Source organism: Microbulbifer sp. MI-G, from assembly GCF_030440425.1.
GTDB classification, from domain to species: domain Bacteria; phylum Pseudomonadota; class Gammaproteobacteria; order Pseudomonadales; family Cellvibrionaceae; genus Microbulbifer; species Microbulbifer spongiae.
This window is the reverse complement of record NZ_CP098023.1, coordinates 3,373,086-3,394,412: the sequence shown is the minus strand read 5'-3', so window position 1 is coordinate 3,394,412 and position 21,327 is coordinate 3,373,086. Positions and strand designations below refer to the sequence as shown.

At 47.2% G+C, this 21,327-nt stretch carries 14 protein-coding genes; 7 read left to right on the top strand and 7 right to left on the bottom strand.

Annotated elements, in window-relative coordinates:
- Positions 1 to 239: 239 nt before the first annotated feature.
- The gene (locus tag M8T91_RS14160; RefSeq protein WP_301414812.1) at positions 240 to 2,462 is read right to left on the bottom strand and encodes a TonB-dependent receptor; all 2,223 of its coding nucleotides are present in this window, start codon (positions 2,460 to 2,462) and stop codon (positions 240 to 242) included.
- A gap of 744 nt (positions 2,463 to 3,206) precedes the next feature.
- On the opposite strand from M8T91_RS14160, the gene M8T91_RS14155 reads away from it, so the two are divergent.
- The 5 genes from M8T91_RS14155 (at position 3,207) to M8T91_RS14135 (ending at position 11,365) form a co-directional block, all read left to right on the top strand.
- Complete coding sequence (locus M8T91_RS14155) at positions 3,207 to 3,524, top strand: 2Fe-2S iron-sulfur cluster-binding protein (protein ID WP_301414811.1); 318 nt, start codon at positions 3,207 to 3,209, stop codon at positions 3,522 to 3,524.
- Positions 3,525 to 3,766: 242 nt separating this feature from the next.
- On the top strand, positions 3,767 to 5,260 hold the full coding sequence (locus M8T91_RS14150; RefSeq protein ID WP_301414810.1) for a class I adenylate-forming enzyme family protein: 1,494 nt from the start codon (positions 3,767 to 3,769) through the stop codon (positions 5,258 to 5,260).
- A gap of 38 nt (positions 5,261 to 5,298) precedes the next feature.
- Complete coding sequence (locus tag M8T91_RS14145) at positions 5,299 to 7,017, top strand: FAD-binding protein (RefSeq protein WP_301414809.1); 1,719 nt, start codon at positions 5,299 to 5,301, stop codon at positions 7,015 to 7,017.
- A gap of 16 nt (positions 7,018 to 7,033) precedes the next feature.
- Positions 7,034 to 8,518 (top strand): FAD-dependent oxidoreductase, encoded by a 1,485-nt coding sequence (locus tag M8T91_RS14140; RefSeq protein ID WP_301414808.1) that lies wholly within the window; start codon positions 7,034 to 7,036, stop codon positions 8,516 to 8,518.
- Positions 8,519 to 9,322: 804 nt separating this feature from the next.
- Complete coding sequence (locus tag M8T91_RS14135; RefSeq protein ID WP_301414807.1) at positions 9,323 to 11,365, top strand: DUF3604 domain-containing protein; 2,043 nt, start codon at positions 9,323 to 9,325, stop codon at positions 11,363 to 11,365.
- A 602-nt stretch (positions 11,366 to 11,967) separates the two neighbouring features.
- Here M8T91_RS14135 and M8T91_RS14130 read toward each other — a convergent pair.
- The 6 genes from M8T91_RS14130 to M8T91_RS14105 all read right to left on the bottom strand — a co-directional run bounded on the left by M8T91_RS14130 (position 11,968) and on the right by M8T91_RS14105 (position 18,476).
- Positions 11,968 to 12,441: an SRPBCC family protein gene (locus M8T91_RS14130; RefSeq protein WP_301414806.1), complete on the bottom strand. Its 474-nt coding sequence runs from the start codon at positions 12,439 to 12,441 to the stop codon at positions 11,968 to 11,970.
- Between the two features lie 32 nt (positions 12,442 to 12,473).
- Positions 12,474 to 13,679: an acetyl-CoA C-acyltransferase gene (locus M8T91_RS14125; RefSeq protein WP_301414805.1), complete on the bottom strand. Its 1,206-nt coding sequence runs from the start codon at positions 13,677 to 13,679 to the stop codon at positions 12,474 to 12,476.
- 40 nt (positions 13,680 to 13,719) lie between these two features.
- Positions 13,720 to 14,172, bottom strand: a complete 453-nt coding sequence (locus M8T91_RS14120) for a MaoC family dehydratase (RefSeq protein ID WP_301414804.1) — start codon at positions 14,170 to 14,172, stop codon at positions 13,720 to 13,722.
- Between the two features lie 26 nt (positions 14,173 to 14,198).
- Complete coding sequence (locus tag M8T91_RS14115) at positions 14,199 to 14,990, bottom strand: SDR family oxidoreductase (protein ID WP_301414803.1); 792 nt, start codon at positions 14,988 to 14,990, stop codon at positions 14,199 to 14,201.
- A 15-nt stretch (positions 14,991 to 15,005) separates the two neighbouring features.
- Complete coding sequence (locus M8T91_RS14110) at positions 15,006 to 16,202, bottom strand: acyl-CoA dehydrogenase family protein (RefSeq protein WP_301414802.1); 1,197 nt, start codon at positions 16,200 to 16,202, stop codon at positions 15,006 to 15,008.
- Positions 16,203 to 17,246: 1,044 nt separating this feature from the next.
- A complete protein-coding gene (locus M8T91_RS14105) occupies positions 17,247 to 18,476 on the bottom strand; it encodes an NAD(P)/FAD-dependent oxidoreductase (RefSeq protein WP_301414801.1) in 1,230 nt (409 codons plus the stop codon).
- Between the two features lie 1,547 nt (positions 18,477 to 20,023).
- On the opposite strand from M8T91_RS14105, the gene M8T91_RS14100 reads away from it, so the two are divergent.
- Entirely contained in the window at positions 20,024 to 20,257 is a 234-nt protein-coding gene (locus M8T91_RS14100; protein WP_301414800.1) for a DUF2789 family protein, read from the top strand.
- A 100-nt stretch (positions 20,258 to 20,357) separates the two neighbouring features.
- The gene (gene lpxL, locus M8T91_RS14095; protein WP_301414799.1) at positions 20,358 to 21,323 is read left to right on the top strand and encodes an LpxL/LpxP family Kdo(2)-lipid IV(A) lauroyl/palmitoleoyl acyltransferase; all 966 of its coding nucleotides are present in this window, start codon (positions 20,358 to 20,360) and stop codon (positions 21,321 to 21,323) included.
- Positions 21,324 to 21,327 lie beyond the last annotated feature (4 nt).

The following is a 21,327-nucleotide window of genomic DNA, read 5'->3' as shown; positions in this document are numbered from 1 at the left end:
CACATAAGCTTGGATACTTGCAAAACAGGTCGTGGGTGAACCTTACATGTTGGATTGGACGCTCTTTTCGATTAGTACATAATACAAAACCTTCGAGCGGGCATCACTGTGCCCACAATGTTCCCAAAAGTTGCTCCATCACCCCGGCCACACCTATTTGTCCAATTGACTTTGCTTTCCTCCTCTTAAAAAAATAAAAAATTCAGTGCGGTCTGGGCCTTCAGCCTGTCATCTACTGCCTAGAAACTGTAGCGAGTCTCTATACCATAAGTGCGTGGATCCCCGAAGTAACTGGTTGTCCAGCCAACACCACTGCCGCTATTAGGATCAATACGCTGATCAACACCGCCAAAGGGGATGGTATTAATTCGGTAGTCCTCGTCGGTTAGATTTTGTCCCCACAGCGCAATCAATAGAGTGCCACTGTTCCCCAGCTTTATCTCGTCAAATGCCAGACGGGCATTGAGCAGTGTGCGATCATTTATTGCCGACGCTGCGTTCTGGTCTGGGTCAATGAAGGGTACATAGTCATCGCGGTAGCTGTATTCTATGTGTAAATCCCACAGGCCGAAGGTCTTCTGGTCAATGCGCCAGTCCATACCTAGCGTCAGAGAATTTTTTGGGGAATAGGGTGTACCCGCATCTTCTTTATTGAAGTAAGTAAAGTTGTTAGGAAACTTCTTGTACTGTGCATTGAGGTACCCGTAAGACGCAGTCAGTTGTAGGCCTTCATTGACCAGTGCGATCGCTTCGATCTCCACGCCCTTTGTTTCGTACTTTGGTACGTTGAATATGACAGACGCAGCGAATTCACCTTCAAAAACCGATAGTTGAAAATTGTCAAACTCGTTGTAGAACACAGCGCCGTTCAGTCGCAAACGTCCGTTCAGAAGCATCGATTTCAGGCCTGTCTCGTAGGAGGTCACTTGTTCATCCTTGTAGCCTTGGTAGAATTCCGCTGGTAATGCGGCTTCGCCGTTGAAGCCACCCGACTTCCAGCCCTTGGCATGGCGCAGGTAGACGTTGATGTCATCAGTGAAGGACCAGTTTAGTGCGATCGACGGGGAGGTGTTGTCAAAGGTGTCACTTGCCTGTGCGGTGAATATACTGGGGTGGATAATGTACTGATCCTTCTTCTCTTCTGTCCAGCGCAGGCCGGCAGTCACTGTCAGACGATCGTCGTAGATCGCAGGGCGCCAGTCCAGTTGCCCATAGAGCGCAACAGAGTTTGTGTCCAGTCCGTAGCGGTTGTGAGAAGTCGGGTTACCAAACGCACCGAAGAAGGTGATAGGGTTTAAAACATCTGCATCTTCTTCAAAATAGTAAGCGCCAACCACGTAATCCAGTTGATCCAGGTTGCCTGACAATTGCAGCTCCTGAGAGAACGCATCGTAGTTGACGTACCGGCTTGAGTGAAAGATATCAATGGCAGTGCCATCGATATCAATTGTGTCGTTCCAGTCCAGTTCTCGGTAGGCTGTGATAGAACGCAAAGTGGTGTTATCCCCCTGCCACTGTATATCAAGGGCATGGCCTGTTGATTCCGATGCTTCCTCTATTGCCCAGTCATTACTCCCTTTGTCTGCACGCTCATCGTCCCTGGTGAGGTAAGGCTCCTGTATGCCAGAGTAAAGGTAGGAGTTGCTGCTGATCTGAGTCAGTTGACCAAAGCGGGGTTTATTGTCCTGATCACTGTAGTCAAAGGTGTAGCTGACACCCAGGTTTTCGCTGGTATCCCACTGCAACGCCAACCGTGCGGCCTGCTCGTCCAGGTTTTGAAATTCATGGCTTGATGGTGGTGCCGCCAGGGGGTTGTCAAATTCGTCTGGCCGGTTGCCAGAGAAGCCGTCACGTTCCGCCTTAAAGAGTGTCAGGCTGCTTTTCAAGCCCTTCCAATCCGGTGTGTTTATCGTGGCGCGCCCAGACCAATAGCCCGCGCTGCCCAATTCGGCGATGAGGGAGCCGCTAAATTCATCACCCGGTTTACGGGTAATAAGATTCACTGCACCCCCCACTGTATTTTTACCGTATAAGGTGCCCTGGGGGCCGCGTAGTACTTCAACTCGTTCCAGTTCGACGATGTCAAAGACGGCACCCAGATTTTTACCCATGAAAACACCATCGAGATAAATTCCTACTGAGTTTTCCCAGGTAATTGCCGGGCTGATTTGTGAGGCGCCGCGAATAGCGATAGTAGCAGCGGTGGTGTTTGCAGGAGAGTCGACAATCTCCACGTTGGGCGCACTCAGGCTGATGTCTGTTATGTTGCTAATGCGCCGGTGTTGAATTGCTGTTTTGTCGAATGTGGATATGGCAATTGGCACCTCCTGTACAGACTGTTTGCGTTTCTGAGCGGTTACTACCACTTCTTCCAGGATGAGATTCTCTTGTGCAGCTGCCGATAGTGCGATAATGGCAAGCACAACACTTGAAAGTAGCCTCCGGATGATCTGACTTGGCATAGAAATCTCCGAATTGTCTTGATTTGATAACTGGTTCAGGGCCTGGTCTCTCACCGTTACTCAGCTTGTCTGTTTCCTTTAGGGGCCTTCTAAAAGTGCCTACTGGTAAACAGATCGCCTTTCTGGACAGGAAGTTAACTTTGAACAGTTAGGTGCAACTGTTATGGAAAAATAGGATTGTGTTCATCGCAGCATCAACCAGATAGTCATTGCTTTATTGTATTAATTTAAGAGAGGTGCCTGTCAGATACCCTGTTGTGTGTTTGTGGTTTGGGCTCTAATACCACCTTTTTCACCGCCGTGCGATTAGACGCTTGGCCACGGCCACCTAAATCTGTTCAGACGCCTCCGAAGTCTACCTGTGTCGAGAGTTTCGTCGATAAAAAACAGGTTTGGGCCTGTATCTGACCTCAGCACCGGGGCCACGTTCTTCCACTGGCTGATTGGCTTGCACCGCCAGAGCACGGCCTGATGTAAAGACTGGTAAAATTCCCGTCGGTGATCTTTCCAGTTACACCCAGTGCGTTTTGGTAATTCACTCTTGACTTATAGCTGGTCCAACACCAGTGCCGCAGGCTTCTGGCGGATAATGCTTCTTTTATGATTAACCGAATCGGATGTTTGACTCTTTGGGGTTTGCATGTTTTGATAATAACGAATACATTTCCGAAATACAATCTCAAATAACAAACAACAATTTGAATATTGACAAAGTCAATGCATAAAGCAACTTGGACACAGCCAATGGAAATTCAGGTTAAAACTCGTGAAGGGGAATCACAGTCAATCGAGGTCGAATCAGGTAGCAATCTAATGCAGGTATTGAGCGAAGACTTTGATGTGGCCGGAACCTGCGGCGGATCAGCATCGTGCGGTACCTGTCACATTTATCTGAATTCGACCTGGACTCCGATTCTTGGTGAGCAAACTGAGGACGAATCCTACATGCTGGAGGCACTGGCCGATATGGTAGAAGTGCGGCCAGGCTCTCGTCTTGCCTGCCAGATTACACTATGTGAAGAACATTGCGGCCTGCAACTTGAGCTTGCACCGGAGGTATAACACGGTTTCGTCACTGACTGGTCACAGGGTATACACATTTGCCTGTAGCATTGGGCCAGGTGGTCCGGGGACGGGGCAATTTTTATAACGCTTTATAAATCACAAGCTGAGTAATTTTTGAATAATGGTAGATATTTCAAAATGCTGGCTGACTTAAAAAACATTCATACGGTTGTCTAGGGTTGACCCTGACCTGGTCCACACGTTAGCCCGCACCCTTTTCCGTAACTGAAGGTCTCTTCATGAATATATCCATATTATTGCAGATGCCTGCCCAAACATTTCCAAACCGCACTGCATTGACATACAGGAGTGGGCATTACACTTACAAACAGATTTATGCTGCCGCACAGCGGGCAGCCCGGTTATTCCAATATTCAGGATTCAATTTTATTGCCTATTTGGACGCCAACAGTCCAGCGGTACCAATTTCAATTTTTGCTGCTGCCATTGCCGGTATTCCCTACGTGCCTCTGAACTATCGCTTGAGTAAATCCGAACTGGAATCGTTGCTGTCTCGATTAAACAAGGCCTATGTGATCAGCAATCAGATGCCGGAACTCGCTTTGCCTGGCTGTACATATCAATTAACGGAGACGTTTTGTCAAACCATGCTGGCGGCAGATGAACCGGACGAAGAACTTGATCCTGTAACTGATGCAGAAGAGTCTATCGCTATCCAATTATTCACCAGCGGAACGACAGGTGCCCCTAAAGCTGCCTTGCTTCAGCATAAACATTTGATGTCGTATATTTTAAATACCGTTGCGTTTGCAGCAGCAACTGAAGCAGAAGCAACGCTGGTTAGCGTGCCGCCTTACCATATTGCAGGTATTTCAGCAATGCTGAGTAGTTTCTATTCCGGCAGACGCATCGTTCATATGAAAAATTTTGATGCCAGCGAATGGCTCTTCTTGTGTGAGCGGGAAAAAGTGACCCAAGCTTTTGTGGTACCTACCATGTTGTCGAAAATTATGACGGAGCATAAACAACAGGGACAAACCCTAAACAGTCTGCAAGCCATTGCTTATGGCGGGGGAAAAATGCCTCTTAGCACCATCGAGGAGGCCCTGCAGTATTTTCCCGGAGTGGATTTTGCCAATGCCTACGGCCTTACCGAATCCAGTTCTACAGTGTGTGTGTTGGACCCTGAACAACATCGCGAGGCGTTTAAAAGTAAAAAGCCAGCACTACGCAATCGATTACAATCCGTCGGCAAACCGGTACCGGGTATCGAATTACAAATTCGTGATGATAAAAATCAGCCATTGGCCGCAGGACAAACCGGTGAAGTATTTTTACGCGGTGATCAGATTTCCGGTAAATATCGTGAAAAAGAATCACTGCAATCTGATGGTTGGTTTCCCACTCGTGATCACGGTTATATCGATGATAGCGGTTTCCTCTATCTAATGGGTCGGGCTGACGACATCATTGTCAGGGGCGGTGAAAATATCTCGCCGGGTGACATCGAGTCTGTTATTAGAGAAAGCCCGGCTGTTGCGGATGTAGCAGTCGTCGGCATTGCCGACGAACACTGGGGCGAAGCCATTGCTGCCGCCATTGTGCTCACTGAGGACCATTCGATTAGTGACGATGAAATTGCGGTGATGATAACGGCAAGATTGCGTTCATCCAGAGTGCCGAGCAAAATTATTCGTGTAGAGCACCTGCCCTATAACGAGATGGGGAAAATACTTCGTCGAAAAGTCAAGCAATTACTTGAAGAGCACTAAACCAAATATTCCTTATAACACCAGGCGGGTAGAGTTCCATGACAGAACAACAAAATAATCAGTGGGATGAATCGGTTGATGTTTTAGTTGTGGGGACTGGTAACGGTGGTTTAACTTCCGCTTTATGCAATAAGCTTATGGGTGCTGGCGATGTTCTGATTATTGAAAAGAGCATGAAAATTGGTGGCACAAGTGCCACCTCAGGGGGCGGCATCTGGATTCCCTGTAGCCATTATGCCAAACAAGCTGGTGCTGAAGACACGCTTTCGGAGGCACAGGAGTATCTCGACCAAACCCTGGCTGGTGAAGATGTGCCGTCGAAGCTGGTGCGTTCTTATCTGGAAAACGGTCCCAGAATGCTCAAATTTCTGCACGATAAAACACTGGTTCGCTATGAGTCACTTGCACAATATCCTGATTATTATTCAACTTTACCAGGTGCAAAACAGGGGCACCGATCACTGGAACCGACCCCGATTAATGCCTCTGAATTGGGGGAGGACTATCGCAAGCTGACGTATACACACCATATGATGCGCCTGTTTGGTGTTATTCATTTCACTCAGGCTGAGGCACATTTACTGATGCTCAAATTGCCAGGATACCATAAAATGCTGCGACGCATGATCTGGGACTATATCTCAGACATTCCCTGGCGCTTGAAAAGCAGAATATCGCGCCGGCTTTGTTGTGGCAGTGCGGGCATTGCTCGCTTGTACTTATCAATCAAACAAGTTGGTATACCAATCTGGTTCAGTTCTCCAATGTCACGCCTGGTTGAGCAAGGTGGACGTATAGTCGGTGTTGAAGTCAATCGCGATGGGAGGTTGACCAGAATTCAGACGCGTAAAGCCGTGGTACTGGCAGCCGGGGGTTTTGAAAAAAACCAGAAGATGCGCGATCAGTACCTGCCAAAACCGACTAACACTGAATGGAGTGCTGGCACTACAGGCAGCACCGGGGATGCCATTACTGCGGGTATTAACCTGGGCGCTGTTACCCGTTTAATGGGCAATGCATGGTGGTGCACCACACTCTGTGTGCCGGATGAGCCCGCACCTCGACTGAGCATTATGGAAAAATCATTTCCCGGCTCCTGCGTGGTAAACAAAGCCGGACACCGCTTTGCCAATGAATCTCAAAACTACATGGCCTTTCAAAAAGCGCAATTTAAAGCGCATTCTGATGATACCCCCTGCGCACCGGCCTTCCATATCTTTGATACACGTTTTCGCAGAAACTATATGGCAGGTCCATTGATGACAAAATCTAGCAAGCCGGATTGGAGTATTCCCAGAAAATGGTATGACATGGGGTTTGTTGGCAAGGCCAGTACTATTGCTGAGCTGGCAGTACAGATGGGCATTGACCCTAAAGGACTTGCGACAACTATTGAAAAAATGAATCGATTTGCAGTTACGGGTATTGATGAAGACTTCCACCGGGGTGAAGCTGATTACGACCGCTATTATGCTGACCCGAAAATAAAGCCAAACCCATGTCTGGCATCTATTGATGAAGCACCATTTTATGCTATGCGTATTGAAGCAGGTGATTTTGGTACCGCCGGTGGTTTGAGTACCAATGCAGACGCGCAGGTACTAAGGGAAGATGGCTCCACTATTGATGGTTTATATGCTATTGGCAACTGCGCAGCAGCAATACTGCCGACCTATCCCGGACCGGGATCTACATTAGGGCCAGCAATGACAATGGGTTATCAGGCCGCAAAAAAAATAACTGGCTATACAGAATAAAGCCGGAGTGACTGTCATGAATGAATGTAAAACAACACCAACCAAAAGCATAAGATTCAGCCAAACAAAGAAGTGGCACTACAAAACGGATGTTTCGGTAATAGGTTACGGTGGGGCTGGCGCATGTGCGGCTATCGAAGCTGCAGATGCGGGAGCATCGGTAACGATCTTTGAATTATCCTCAGGTGCTGGTGGTTCCACTGCCCTGTCTTCAGCAGAAATTTATATGGGCGGAGATGGCGGTACTCGGGTACAGGCTGCCACTGGCCATAACGATACCAATCAGGCCATGATCGATTATCTCAGTGCATGCGCGGGACCACAGGCCGATGCAGATAAAATCAAAGCCTATGTTGAGGGCAGCAGAGACCACTTTAACTGGCTGGTTGAACAGGGTGTGCCATTCAAAGATTCAGAATATAAGGAACGTGCCATCATGGCACTAACGGACGATTGTTTACTTTATACCGGTAGCGAAAAGGCCTGGCCTTTCAAAGAAATCGCTACACCTTGTCCGCGTGGACATAACCTTGAGGTTGAGGGTGACAATGGTGGTCCGCTGTTTATGAAAATTCTGGGCGCGGCGGTAGAACGGCGAGAGATACAAGTTCATTTCAATTGCCGTGCCCTGGCGTTGATTCAGGACGATACCGGGGTGATTCGTGGTATTCGTATTCGTGAAGACATGCAAGAGAAAAATGTACTGGTTGATCGTGGCGTTATACTTTGCACTGGCGGATTTTCAATGAATCGTGCCATGCTAAAAAAATATGCGCCCAACCTGCTGCGCTGTAGCGAACCCATTGGCAATCCTGGCGATATGGGCACGGGTATTCTAATGGGTATGGGCGTCGGTGGTGCCGCTATTAATATGCATGAAGGTTTTGTCAGTATTCCCTACTATCCACCGGCCAGTTTCACCTACGGTTTGTTTATAAACGCACAGGGACAACGCTTTATTAATGAAGATTGCTATCATGGCCGCGTGGGTGCTTATATTTTACAACAAACCGGTAATCGCGTGTATCTGGTTTTAAGTGCCGAGGATTACGGCGATTACGAGCAGGTTTCCTATCTCGGTGCTTCCGTTGCAGGTACCGGTGAAACCATTGCAGAGCTTGAGCAAGAGCTGGGTCTTCCAAAAGACCAACTTGTACAAACGCTGCAAACTTATAATAATCACGCAAAAAATGGCGAAGATCCAGTGTTTCATAAATGCTCCGAGTGGCTTAAACCGCTAAACGCACCCTATGTTGCTTTGGATGTTACGCCTGGAAGAGGCGCTTTTTACCCCTATTTTACTCTGGGGGGGCTGGACACCAGACCTTCAGGTGAAGTCTTAAACCCAGAAGGCAGTATAATTACTGGTTTGTATGCGGCCGGGCGCACTGCCTGCGGTGTACCGCGCCGAGGCGCAGGCTACAACTCAGGCATTTCAGTAGGGGATGCCACCTTTTCTGGTCGAATGGCTGGAAAAGCGGCAGCCGCAAGGGTCAAATGAATATCGCTTTGTTACTTCGGTCTGCTACCTGTTACGAGTTAGTATGAACTAATACAGACCTGGCTAGTATACAACTATCTTTCAGAGCAAGAACGGTGCTTATGCCCGATATCCTATGGCGTCGTTAACGGCAATGCCTGTTCAGATGTGGTGATACTCTGAAATTCCTGTGAGATATTTGTATGTAGAAGGCACTAACAATGTGACGATATAAGCTGACCCTGTTTGACAGAACACTATGTTACAAAAAATCCATGGTCTGGGTAGAAGATTACGCAGGGTTTTGTAGCAGTAGATTCTCAGTAGCTCCGCAGTCTAAGGATACCCTTATATCGGGAATGTATGTCAATGAAAATAGGGATTTTTAGCTATATTTAAGTTCGGCTTATGAAATATTATTGTCACAGCAATCAATTAATCATTGAACTTTATTTTTCGTTAGTAAACATCATGCCGAATTTAAAATGTATAATGTTGTTTTTTATTCCAAAAAATTAATAGATTCTTGCTGCTACACATGCGATTCCATAAAGAGTTATTAGGCCTGCTGGGTTTGCGTACTCGCTAAGTAAATATTACAGCTATTATGTCGCCTTTGGGCGTACCTTGCGAAATGAGGATAAATAATATCGGTACTGAAAAATAGCCAAATACAATTAGTGTTAAAGTACAGGGCATCAGCCCACAACTTTTCCCTGTCGTAATGATTTTTCTGTATAGCCTTACAGGAGAATAAAAATGAGCATTATTGAAAATATAAATGCTAAGTAAGCACTATACAATTATCAAAAATGAGAATAAAATATGGATAAGCGATGGTTTAAATATGCAGTATGTTGTTTTATATTTCTCGTTGCAGCGTATTTTTTACTGTCGCGAACAACGCGTTATCATATTGATCACAGTGAGGTCATTGTATCTCCTGTATCAACTAAATCTCAAGCTGAATATTATGCATTCGGTTACCAGCCCGAGCTGAAATATTCAGAAACACGCAGACCCTGTCGTGTTCGATATCCACTGAAAAAGGCTTTTTTTGGCGACCTGCATGTGCATACCGCTATTTCTGCAGATGCCTATCCAGATGGGACACGTACCTTCCCTGATGACGCCTACAGATATGCCAAGGGCGCGCCTATTGCATTACCTGTACCAGAGGGGATTCCCCCCCTGTCCGTTCAACTGGAACGGCCCCTTGATTTTGTTGCGGTAACAGACCATTCTGAAGCTATGGGTGAGGGCTATATCTGCCGTAACGAAGGTAAGTTTCCCGGTTACTCATCCAAGGCCTGCGAAACTTTTCGGCAAGGGGGACAGCCAGGTGTACGTGTATTCATGACAGAAACAGCCCGCATGCGCCCCAAAAGAAACAGGTCGGTGTGCGGTAAAAATAATGAAGACTGCGAAAAGGCGTCCAGAATTGTTTGGCGTGAAATGATTGAATCCGCTGAAGCGGCATACGATAAAACTGAAACCTGCAGCTTTAGTACCTTTGTTGGCTATGAGTATACTCGCTCCACCAACAATAATCATCTACATAGAAATACTATATTTAAGAATGCATCCGTACCGGATTTACCAGCCACTTTCATTGACTACCCAAGCTTGCAGAGCCTTCTCGGCAAGCTCGAAACTTCCTGTCGGAAAGACATTGAAGCTTGTGATGTCATTTCAATACCCCACAATTCCAATCTTTCCGGGGGCAATGCTTTTAATCCGGAAGCTTTGCGGGGGTATTCAAAGGAAGCACAACAGGCCCACCGAGAGCAAAGAAATGCCTTTGATCGATTGGCTGAAATTACCCAACATAAAGGGACTTCAGAATGCCAGAACGGATTTGCTGATATTTTGAGTGATGAAGACGAATATTGTAATTATGAAGCAATTCGGAAAATTGGTAAACCCGATAAGGCGATAGACCTTTCAACATACATTCCACGTATGTATGATGTTATCACCAAAGAGTGTGAAGCGGATGATATGGATCCGAAGGACAATTTCTATAAAGGCTACTGTCTTTCTTCCAATGATTTTTTACGTGGTGCGTTGTTAGAGGGGCTTTCCGAGGAAGACCATCATCATGTAAATCCCTTTGAATTCGGTATCATCGGTAGTAGCGACACTCATCTCGGCACCCCAGGCCAAACCGATGAAGCAAGCTGGTCAGGACATATTGCCGATGAAACCACACTGGAGGGCCGTTTGGGGGAAGCTGAATTGGGTCGTAATAATAAACTCATGGCAAATCCAGGAGGCCTTGCTGGCGTTTGGGCCGTTGAAAATTCCCGCGATGCGTTATTTCAATCTATGAAGCGTCGCGAAGCTTTTGGCACATCGGGCACACGTATTACCCCGCGCTTTTTTGTCGGTCACTACCCCGCAGATCTTTGCAAGCGAAAAAACTGGCTCTATCTAGCTTATCAAAATGGCACACCCATGGGCTCAAAACTGTCTTCCCAAACAGAGAATTTTCAGCTATTGGCCCAAGCAACGCGGGATCCACATCCCTCTGCTAAGGGGTTGGAAAAACTACAGATTGTCAAAGGCTGGCTGGATCACAGCGGCCACAAGCACATAAAAGTTACGGATATTGCCAAGATGGAACCAGCCAATTTGACAGGCGATGGTATGTTGTGTGCTGTTTATACTGATCCAGATTACGATCCTTCCTTAAATACCTATTACTACTTGCGTGTAGCTGAGACAGAATCAAACAGATGGAGTTCAGCTCAATGCGAGGCGTTGCCTGAAGTTGACCGACCTGAAGGCTGTATAAACAATAGTTTGAAAAAAATACGTGAGCTGGCATGGACATCGCCGATATGGTTAATAGCGGCAGAGCCATAAAGTTATTGAATTCACTTCCTTAGGTAATAGAATATGCCAGCGGATTATTATGAAAATACCCTGTGAAATTGTCTCATTCAAAATACAATGTTAACTTATCAATTGATATGCACTATTTTTTAGTGTCTGTTTTCATTGGTGCTTTTTATAGGCCCCTATACTCACAAGTGGAAATAGCTGTAAACTCCACCTGGAAATCAGTGACCTTAAGCAGGGCTTTTAATAGGTCACGGTATCAATCAGTTGAAACTCTATCAGCAAGCAGATATTCAAACGAATATTGGTCAGTTATGTTAACTTCTGGATCGTGCATATGGATCAGATCAACATGCTCTGTTATCTGCTGGTTTGAGGGGAAATGCAGTGAGCCGAACCGAAATGCCAAACCTGACAGACAAACCAATGAGGATCAACATGACTTTGTTAGTAAAAAATCTATTGATTGTATATGGGATCACGTTGATTCTCCTTGGTTCAGTAATTCATTGATTTCTATTTGATTCTCACGATAGCATCAAAACTTCAAAATCGTTATGCTTGGTTCCTTATGTTTTACTTTTAAAAAGAATAAATAACACGGTCTCAAGTAATAAATTACTATATTAAGACTTTTTTTGTGATTTGCCTGTTTCGTAATATTCTTTTTGGGCAGTAATGATATTCTCCTGCATTTGTCGCATTGATCTCATGATGAGGCCGGACAAAAGATGACCAAGCTTACCCCATTTCATTTCAAAGTTCATACAATTTGTGAGCCTGGTTTGATATTTTGAAAGGGGCTCCAATGCATATTGAAAACTGGCTTTTTTAAATAGAGGTGGTATACCATCACCGTCGTCACTGTGTAATTTCAGTGTAAAACCCCGACCCTCATTCCAGGCTGTCACTGTTTCTATCAAAGGCGCTCGACTACTGAATATACGACGACTGGTACCAATGCCCTCCTTTTGAGTACTGATAATCACAGCACCTGTAACACCGGGTACATAAAAATGTGGTTTACTCAGATCACGCATTTTCTCCCAGGCTTTCTCAGCGCTCACATTGGCAACACAGCTCACAGAAATCATTTTCATCAAGTCGTTCCTGTTTATCTGTAAGGTTATATTTAGCGGGCCACTTCAAATAATCCTGCTGCGCCCATGCCGCCACCAACACACATGGTGCATACTATATATTTGGCGCCCCGACGTTTTCCTTCGATCAGCGCATGTCCCACCATTCTTGAGCCGGACATGCCAAACGGGTGTCCTATGGAAATAGCGCCGCCATTGACATTCAGTTTTTCGTTGTCGATCCCGAGTTGATCGCGGCAATATAAGACCTGACAGGCAAAGGCTTCATTGATTTCCCAGAGATCAATATCATTCATCGCCAAACCCTGTTGCTTTAACAGCTTTGGAACGGCATACACGGGACCGATTCCCATTTCTTCTGGTGCGCAGCCTGATACTGCAATCCCCCGATAAATACCTAACACCGGTAAATTATGCTGCAGTACGTATTGCTCACTGGCAACAACGCAGGCTGAAGCTCCATCTGATAGCTGTGAGGCATTGCCGGCAGTAATACACTTACCCTGTTCGATAAGCGATCCACCCGTGTACACCGGCTCAAGTGTGCTCAGCGATTCCAATGTTGTTTTTGGGCGATTGCCTTCATCGTGAGACAACTCGATCTGCTCGAAGGTCTCTTCACGCGTTTCATTGTTGATGATTTTTTTACTTGTGATGAAAGAGATCAATTCATCATCAAACAGCCCTTTCTCTTGAGCTGCTGCCGTGCGCTGCTGACTTTGCAATGCATAGCTGTCCTGTGTGTTGCGACTAATGCCATAGCGCTCGGCAACCAGTTCCGCGGTTTCTATCATCGGCATATACATATGAGTCGATTTTTCAAGCACTGCTTTTGACATTGTCCTGTGGCTGTTTTTATATTTATTCTGGATCAGAGAAACGGATTCCAAACCACCTGCAACTGTGACGCTCATCTCTCCCACTAAAATGCTTTTTGCCGCCAGACCAATAGCGATCATGCCAGAAGAACACATCCGATCAATTTGCATTCCGCTGACCGAATCCGGCAAACCAGCCGCTATCGCACTGAGTCGACCAATGTTATAACTCTGCGTTCCCTGAGGTGCAGCCGCCCCCATAATCACATCATCAATATGTGCCGGGTCTATTCCTGCTCGTTTAACCGCTTCGTGAATAACTACGCCGCCAAGTACTGGTGCTTCAGTATTGTTGTAGGCGCCGCGATAGGCTTTACCAATAGGCGTTCGAGCTGTTGAAACTATCAGTGCATCACTCATACTTTTCCAAGATCCTTTTCCATACTTCGCTTATAACCTGCTAGTCGTAAAAGCGTGAGATGGTGTCAACTACACAGGCTGGACGTTCTTCGTCTTCGATTTCAACAACGATTCGCACAACTACTTGCACACAACCCGGCTTTGCTTCCCCCGAAATTAATTCACCAACACCGCGAATTCGTTGCGCGACTTTTACAGAATTAGGGAATCGAATTTTGTCGCAGCCATAATTCAGTCCCAAGCTGTATGTTTTAACCAGTAACAGCTCAGGTAAGAATTTATTGGCCAGCGACAGAATAAGATAGCCATGTGCTATGCAGTCGCCAAATGGACCTTTGGCCGCACGTTCCGGGTCAACATGAATCCATTGGTGGTCTTCACTTGCCTGAGCAAATTGATTGATTCTTTCCTGGCTGATAGCCATCCACTCGGTAGCACCAAGAGATCGTCCGACCTGCTGCAATAAATCCCGAGGCTGTTCCACGCGTATCATGTTGCCTCCCTTTTTTCTGAATTGATCTAAGCTCTCTGACTTGAAACCGACACAATTTCGCCAGTCATATAAGAGCTGTAATCAGAAGCCAAAAACATCATTACATTGGCAACCTCCCATACTTCAGCTGCGCGGCCAAAGGCTTCCTTACGTACAAGCTCTTCAAGTAATTCCACTGGTGTGGTTTTCTTCAAAAATTCATGCAAAGCAATACTCGGTGAAACCGCATTGATACGCACCTGGTAATCGGCTGCTTCCATCGCCGCACAGCGGGTCAGAGCCATCACTCCGGCCTTGGCGGCGGCATAGTGGGTTTGTTCCCGCTGTGCGCGCCAACCCAGTACGGATGCATTATTGATAATCACACCGCGCTTGCGTGCCTGCATCAGTGGTAATATTGCACGCATCATACGCATGGTGCCGGTAAGAGTGATATCCAATACTCTGGACCACTGTTTATCGGGCATTGCAATCAGTTTACATGTGCCGCCCAAACCGGCATTATTGATTAACACATCAACGCCACTATGTTGCTCTTCAGCAATTTTGATTAACAACTGTACATCGTCTTCCCTGGTGACATCACAAAGTTGCCCGAATACCGGCGTATCCGGGTGGCTATTGCTCAATTGTTCCACTGCTTTGTATAAGCGACCCTCGTGTACATCACTGATTGTTAAACCTCTGCAATTTTCTTCAACAGCCCGCGTGGCTGCTGCAAATCCAATACCCGCACCAGCAGCGGCGGTTATCAACACTGACTTACCTGTCAGTAAGTGATGGCCCTGTACATAAGCAGGTGAATCTTTTACTGACATGGCTTCCTCTTCGATTTAGACCGCCGGTCTTGGTTCTTTGGGTAAACCCAGTGCGCGTTCAGCAATGATATTACGTTGAATCTGATTGGTTCCGCCATAAATCGTGTCCGAACGGGTAAACAGGAACAGCGTTTGCAAGCGGCTTAGGCCATAGCTTCCGCGCTCAACAATATCGGCATCAGGCCCCAGTACATCCACAGCCAAGTTGCCCAAGTTGCGATGCCAGGTTGACCAATAGAGTTTATAAGTTATCGATGCGCAATCCAGGCCTACTCTAGTCGGTTCTGAAGACAAAGTACGCATCGCGTTATAGCGCATAATCTTCAAGCCCATATGTGCATCGGCAATACGCTGCCGGATGCTTGGATCTTTACTGGCGCCATTGTGTTTGGCAAGGCGAATAATTTCCTGCAACTCGTTTTGGAACAACATTTGCTGGCCCAGTGTTGAGATACCGCGTTCAAAACCCAGTAATCCCATCGCGATCCTCCAGCCATCGCCTGGTTGTCCCACAATACAGTCAGTGGCGACCAGTGCGTTCTCAAAGAATACCTCGTTGAACTCTGAAGTGCCGGTAAGTTGTTGGATTGGCCTGACATCAATACCCGCTTGATCCATCTCGACCAGAAAAAACCCCAAGCCGTTACGACCTTTACTCCCCGGCTCTGTACGGGCAATAACAAAGCACCAGTCGGACACCTGCGCGAGGGATGTCCAGATTTTTTGACCATTCAAACGCCACACCTGTGCATTGGGATCGAACTCAGCCCGAGTACTGACATTGGACAGGTCGGAGCCTGCATCTGGCTCGGAATATCCCTGGCACCAAAACTCTTCGCCGCCAAGAATTTTTGGTAAAAACCGTTGCTGCTGCTGCTTGGAACCAAATGCCATCAATGTAGGAGCCACTAGGCCTTCACCAATATGTCCGGCTCGTCCGGGACCACCCGCACGTGCATATTCCTCATAAAAGATAACCTGTTGCTCGAGTGAGCAGCCGCGTCCACCAAATTCTCTTGGCCAGCCAATCCCTGTCCATCCACCCTCCGCGAGCTTTTTCTCCCAGGCCACACGCTCAAGGAAAAGCATGTGCTCGTCTCCGGGTCCGCCGCGAAATCGAATCGATTCGAATTCGCCACTTAAATTATCCGCTAACCAGTCTGCTATTTCATGACGAAACACTTCATCCTCTGCGGTAAACCCAAGTTTCATGTGAAATCTCCTAAGGAGTGTCCCTTGAATAATCTCCCAGTTTCCTTGTATCAGACAAGTATGGTGTACAGCGTCATTTTGGAAATAAAGTATCAATCTAAAGAATGCAATCTACTCTTCAAATCAGCCGCATAATTCTTCCATCCGGTTTTTTAATCTTACTGAGTATTTTGTTGGCAGTTTATTGTCTCAATACAGTCCTTTACTGCAACTTGCATCGTCTGTGACTGAGCTGTACAGCGATTTTAAAATGATATACTTACTCGCCAATGTATCAAGAGCGGTCAGTGTACGGGAGTCAGACGACGAGGCATATTACTCAGTTACAAATCAATCCGTATAAATTCACCAGTTGTTTGGCCGCGAATGGTTGCAGGGAATTTATCGGATAACTGCAAATTTTCCTGCGTCGTATTATTTGTCAATGATCAATATTTATTTACTACTCTGACTTCAACTCAGTTCTTCTATAATGGGTATTGCTTGGGTCATCAGTCAGGGGTTGAGAGCTGGATGCGATATCATCATATTTGGGCTTTAACCCTTTTATTACTGTTTAACGACAGCGTTCCTGCTGGTTGATAAATGCTGGAATTAGAGCACTTTTGCGCTTGCATTACCGAAGAATAACCCTACAAGATAAACCTCTGTATTTCTTAAGATTCGATTATCACGGTTTTCAGGCACTGTGGGAAGAAAAAAATGCATTCAGAGTGCCCCTTATTAATTCGGCAGTTATGTAGTGATGGTATATTAAGCCAAAGCTCTATTTTACGCTTGCTTTCATGCATCACTATATAACTGCTGGGTGAATAAGTCTGTTTTATATCGTTGATTGTAACCCGCTTAGCCTATCATATTATTCTTTTAGTGTGGTGGCAGCTAACGCAACCACATACATTGTGGCTTATGCAAACCGCAGTTAGCACTCATTCCTGCCTTGACAAAATGGTACACGAGGGGCTTGAATATCCAGATATTTTAAAATGAATGGATATTGATTGTGTAACTTATTGATTTGTAATATTTTAAAGTCAGGCCTTACTAGTTGTCCAATAAACTCTTCAACGTAATATCCTTGTTTGCTAATTGCTCTGCATCCAGAGGTTTACCTTGGAGAATAAGTCGCTTGCCGAGCAGAAACTCCTGAGGGCTGTTCACCGTGTCCACAGCCAGCAATTTACTCTCCTGAAGATAAAATGCAGAAAAGCTCCGGCTGCCCTTTATATCTCCACGTATCACCACATCAGTATAGCCATGTGAAAGGCCGGCGATCTGTAATTTCAGATTATATTGATCAGACCAAAACCAGGGTAGGGCGGTGTAGGGTTTTAGGTTGCCACATAATGTGTTGGCAACCACCGAAGCCTGGTCTTGAGCATTTTGTACGGATTCCAAACGTAATTGTCGTTGATAAATAGGGTTGTAGTGTGAGGTGCAGTCGCCTGCTGCTAAAATATTGGCGTCGTTAGTGCGTGCGTACTCATCAACCTTTATACCGTTATCAATATGCAGACCAGCCTCGGCTGCTAATTCGGTGTTGGGGATTATGCCAATGCCAATAATCACTATATCCGCTGGATATTCAGTGCCACTTTGACCTTTCACCGATACCACTGACTTTTTACCGGTTATGGCTTTGGCCTGTTCATTGGCTACAATCTTAACACCTTCTTCACGGTGTGTTCGAATAAAAAAGTCCGCGACCTGGGGGGCGCTGATCCGCTGTAGAATACTCGGAAGAGCTTCAAGTACGGTTACCTGCATGCCTCGCTTGCGCAACGCAGCCGCAGTCTCCAGCCCAATGTAACCTCCGCCAATTATTACAGCTCGTTTATCACTGCCAGTAAACGGCTTAATTTGCTGGGCGTTACTCAGGTTGCGTAAATAAAATACCCCTTTTAAGTTGACGCCGGGGATATCGAGTTTGCGCACCCGTGCACCAGTGGTAAATACCAGTTTGTCATAATTGAGACTAGCGCCATCATTGAGAATCAGTTGTTTGTTGCCTCGATCAATGGAAGTTGCTGTCACACCCAAGGTAATACTGATATTACTTTTGCGATAGACCTCAGGTGAGCGGATAAAAATCTGTTCAAGGCTTTTTTTCCCGACAAGGTATTCTTTGGAGAGTGGTGGTCGGTGGTAGGGCAGATAATACTCATTGGAAATCAATGATATGGAACCAGCCCACCCCCTTTGGCGCAACATAGGGGCGAGTTGTGCTGCGGCATGACTTCCACCAATAATAATACACCTGTGCTTTGTGTCCATTGTTGTCGGGTTTCCTGTTGATAAAACAGTGTAACGAAGGGCGGTCCCGGCTTCATTGTATCCGGTATGTCCCCTTTATAATAAAAACAGATATGTCGATTTTAATTGATTTTTCTGGTGAATCCCTATTATTCGCGATATCCCCTTGTTTTATTCTGCCAGATAGACTCACCCTGCTGATTCACTCCCCGATGAAAATTCCAAGGGGTGAATGTTATGTTGAGTACGGTATTACCCCGTGCCAATCCTCGTATTTTGATTTGCTGAGTCAGGCCCAGGATGTTGCTTCAGACAAATCTCTTTTCGTTACGCTTCCGTACTTTCAAACCGGCAGTGTACCCCACGTTTCGGTCGGTTCGTTTGCGGTTGGCCTAACCATCGCAGCACTTGTTTTATTGTGCTTTAAGTGTAAGTGCAGAGTTTTTGTTTCACTGCCCTTGATTGCTTGGTGTTACGGACTTGTGGATCCGTTTTGGATTTATGAAAATCATTCCGGTGTTTCTCTCCTTGACAATCGACCTTTTGGGTGCATCCTCTGCCGGTTGAATTCGAATTTTTTTGTTTTGGACCAAAAGCATGTCTGCTGAGCCTGAATCGTAATGCCAATGACATTGCAATGGTCTTCATAGAACAGGTTGTGTTTACGGGCTTTGGAAGCAATGTTAACAAGCAGTGCAGATTGTGTCTTGCTCCAACAGGAAGGGTTAAAAGCCGGTTCGTGAAAGCACTCTTATGCATGAATGGGAAGCCACCCTGCCTGTCGTCACTTCACTTTCGCGTAAGACCACTTGGCAGGCAGCGCTGATCTGAAAATTATGCACGCACAAACACCCGTGTTGCAGGTACTGACGGAGTATGACCGGTTGGTAAGCCTGCCCCATGCTGAACGTTAAGGCATGCCAGCCTGGGCAACTAGGGGCAACTAGGGGCAACGGGCGTAGAATCCGGGAGACGTCTGTCTCCAGTAACGAAGGGCCGTTGCCCTGGTCAATGGCAATCGTTTCTGTGGCTGCTCCGACCAGGAAATTGGCTTCTGGAATGTGCACGCGGTTGCTGACGCATGCAATTCTCTTCTGCAACGCATTGATTCTGAGCATTCTGTTAGCGTATTACCTAACTGCGAGGGATCTGGAAAACCTGGGCCTGGTGAAAAAAGTGTCATCCGTGACCTGACTGACTGTGAACCCCATTGGCAGATACTGCTTCATCTCCGGGTAAAATGTGATCGATATGCTAGAGGCCCAAAGCTCCTCGACCGACGAAGTGCAGAGTGTGAAAAAGTAAAACGCTATTCAACGCCTAGTCATGCAGGGGTTTCAGAGGGAGTTGAACATGGCTGCGGGGATACCTCGAGTATCCCATCATAGAGCCGTTGCGTGACACTATCGCCCGTGTCGAGTGCAACTGAACGAGTAGCTGTTAACCTCAATGGATTTACACACCCGTTGAAGCCCAATCCGGCACCGTAAATCGATTGCGGGGCTATCTATAATGGGGACTGTCACCTTAAGCTGGGGGCAGTCACGTAGCATGCGATGGGAGGTATTATGGAAACCACCGGACACCACACCCTCAATGACCTTTTTGCGCAGTTGGGGTTGGCTTCAGATGATGCAGCGATTGACGAGTTTCTGATCGCTCACTACCTGCACCGACACGAGAAATTGGCGGCGGCCCCCTTTTGGACCCAAGGGCAGCGGGAATTTCTCGAGGAAGCCATCAGAGACGATTCCGACTGGTGTGTCGCTGTTGATGAATTGGATTCCCTGTTGCGCCACTGAAGCGTCCCAGTGCCGGAGCGGGCTCTTTTTCATAGGTTATACTACGCCAAATCCAACCAATCAAACCGGCGCCTGGGTGCCGGGCCTTTAGCGATATCCAATGGAAAAACCGCGTTTTCGAGCTGCCCTACTGCGTCCCCGTTACTGGTTGACCTGGCTGCTGTTTGTACTTTGGTTCCTGGTGGCGCAGCTGCCCTATCGCTGGCAGCTGCATATGGGCCGCGGCATCGGCCGGGCAATGCTGAGATTTGCACCCAACCGCCGCACCATTGCTGAGCGCAATCTCGCACTGTGTTTCCCTGAGCTCAGCCAGGCTCAGCGCATGCATCTTCTGCACCGCAATTTTGAATCCAGCGGTATTGCCCTGATGGAAACCGGTATGGCGTGGTTCCGTTCGGCGCGCTGGCTGCGCAGGCGCGTTGCTATTGAGGGCCTGGAGTCCCTGCAGGCTCTACAGGCAGAGGGGAGGGGAGTGCTGCTGATGGCCATGCATTTCACCACCCTGGAACTGGGAGCGGCCTTGATGGGCATGAGTATTACACTGGATGGGATGTACCGGCCGCACAAAAACCCCGTTTATGACTATATGCAGCGCAAAGGGCGAGAGCGCCACACCGCCGATGGCTGTGTCTATCAGCGCAAGGATGTGCGCGGGGTATTGCGCGCCCTGCAGCGGGGGCGTGCGGTCTGGTATGCTCCGGATCAAGATTACGGGATCAAACAGGGGGTTTTCGCCCCGTTTTTTGGTGCCCCCGCGGCTACAGTCACCGGTACATCACGGTTTGCCCGGGTTGGGCGGGCCGAGGTGGTACCCTATATGGTGACCCGCCTCGACGATGGTGGCGGGTATCGCCTGAAAGTTTACCCGCCCCTTGATCAGGTCCCCTCGGGAGACGAACAGCGGGATGCGGTGCTGGTCAATCAGTTTATCGAGGCGCGTATCCGGGAAGCCCCCGAACAGTACATGTGGGTGCACCGCCGCTTCAAGACCCGACCGGAAGGTGCGGCCAATATTTATGAAGGTGTGCGTAAAAAGAAAAAGAAGCGCAGGCGCGTGGCCACCTAGTCGC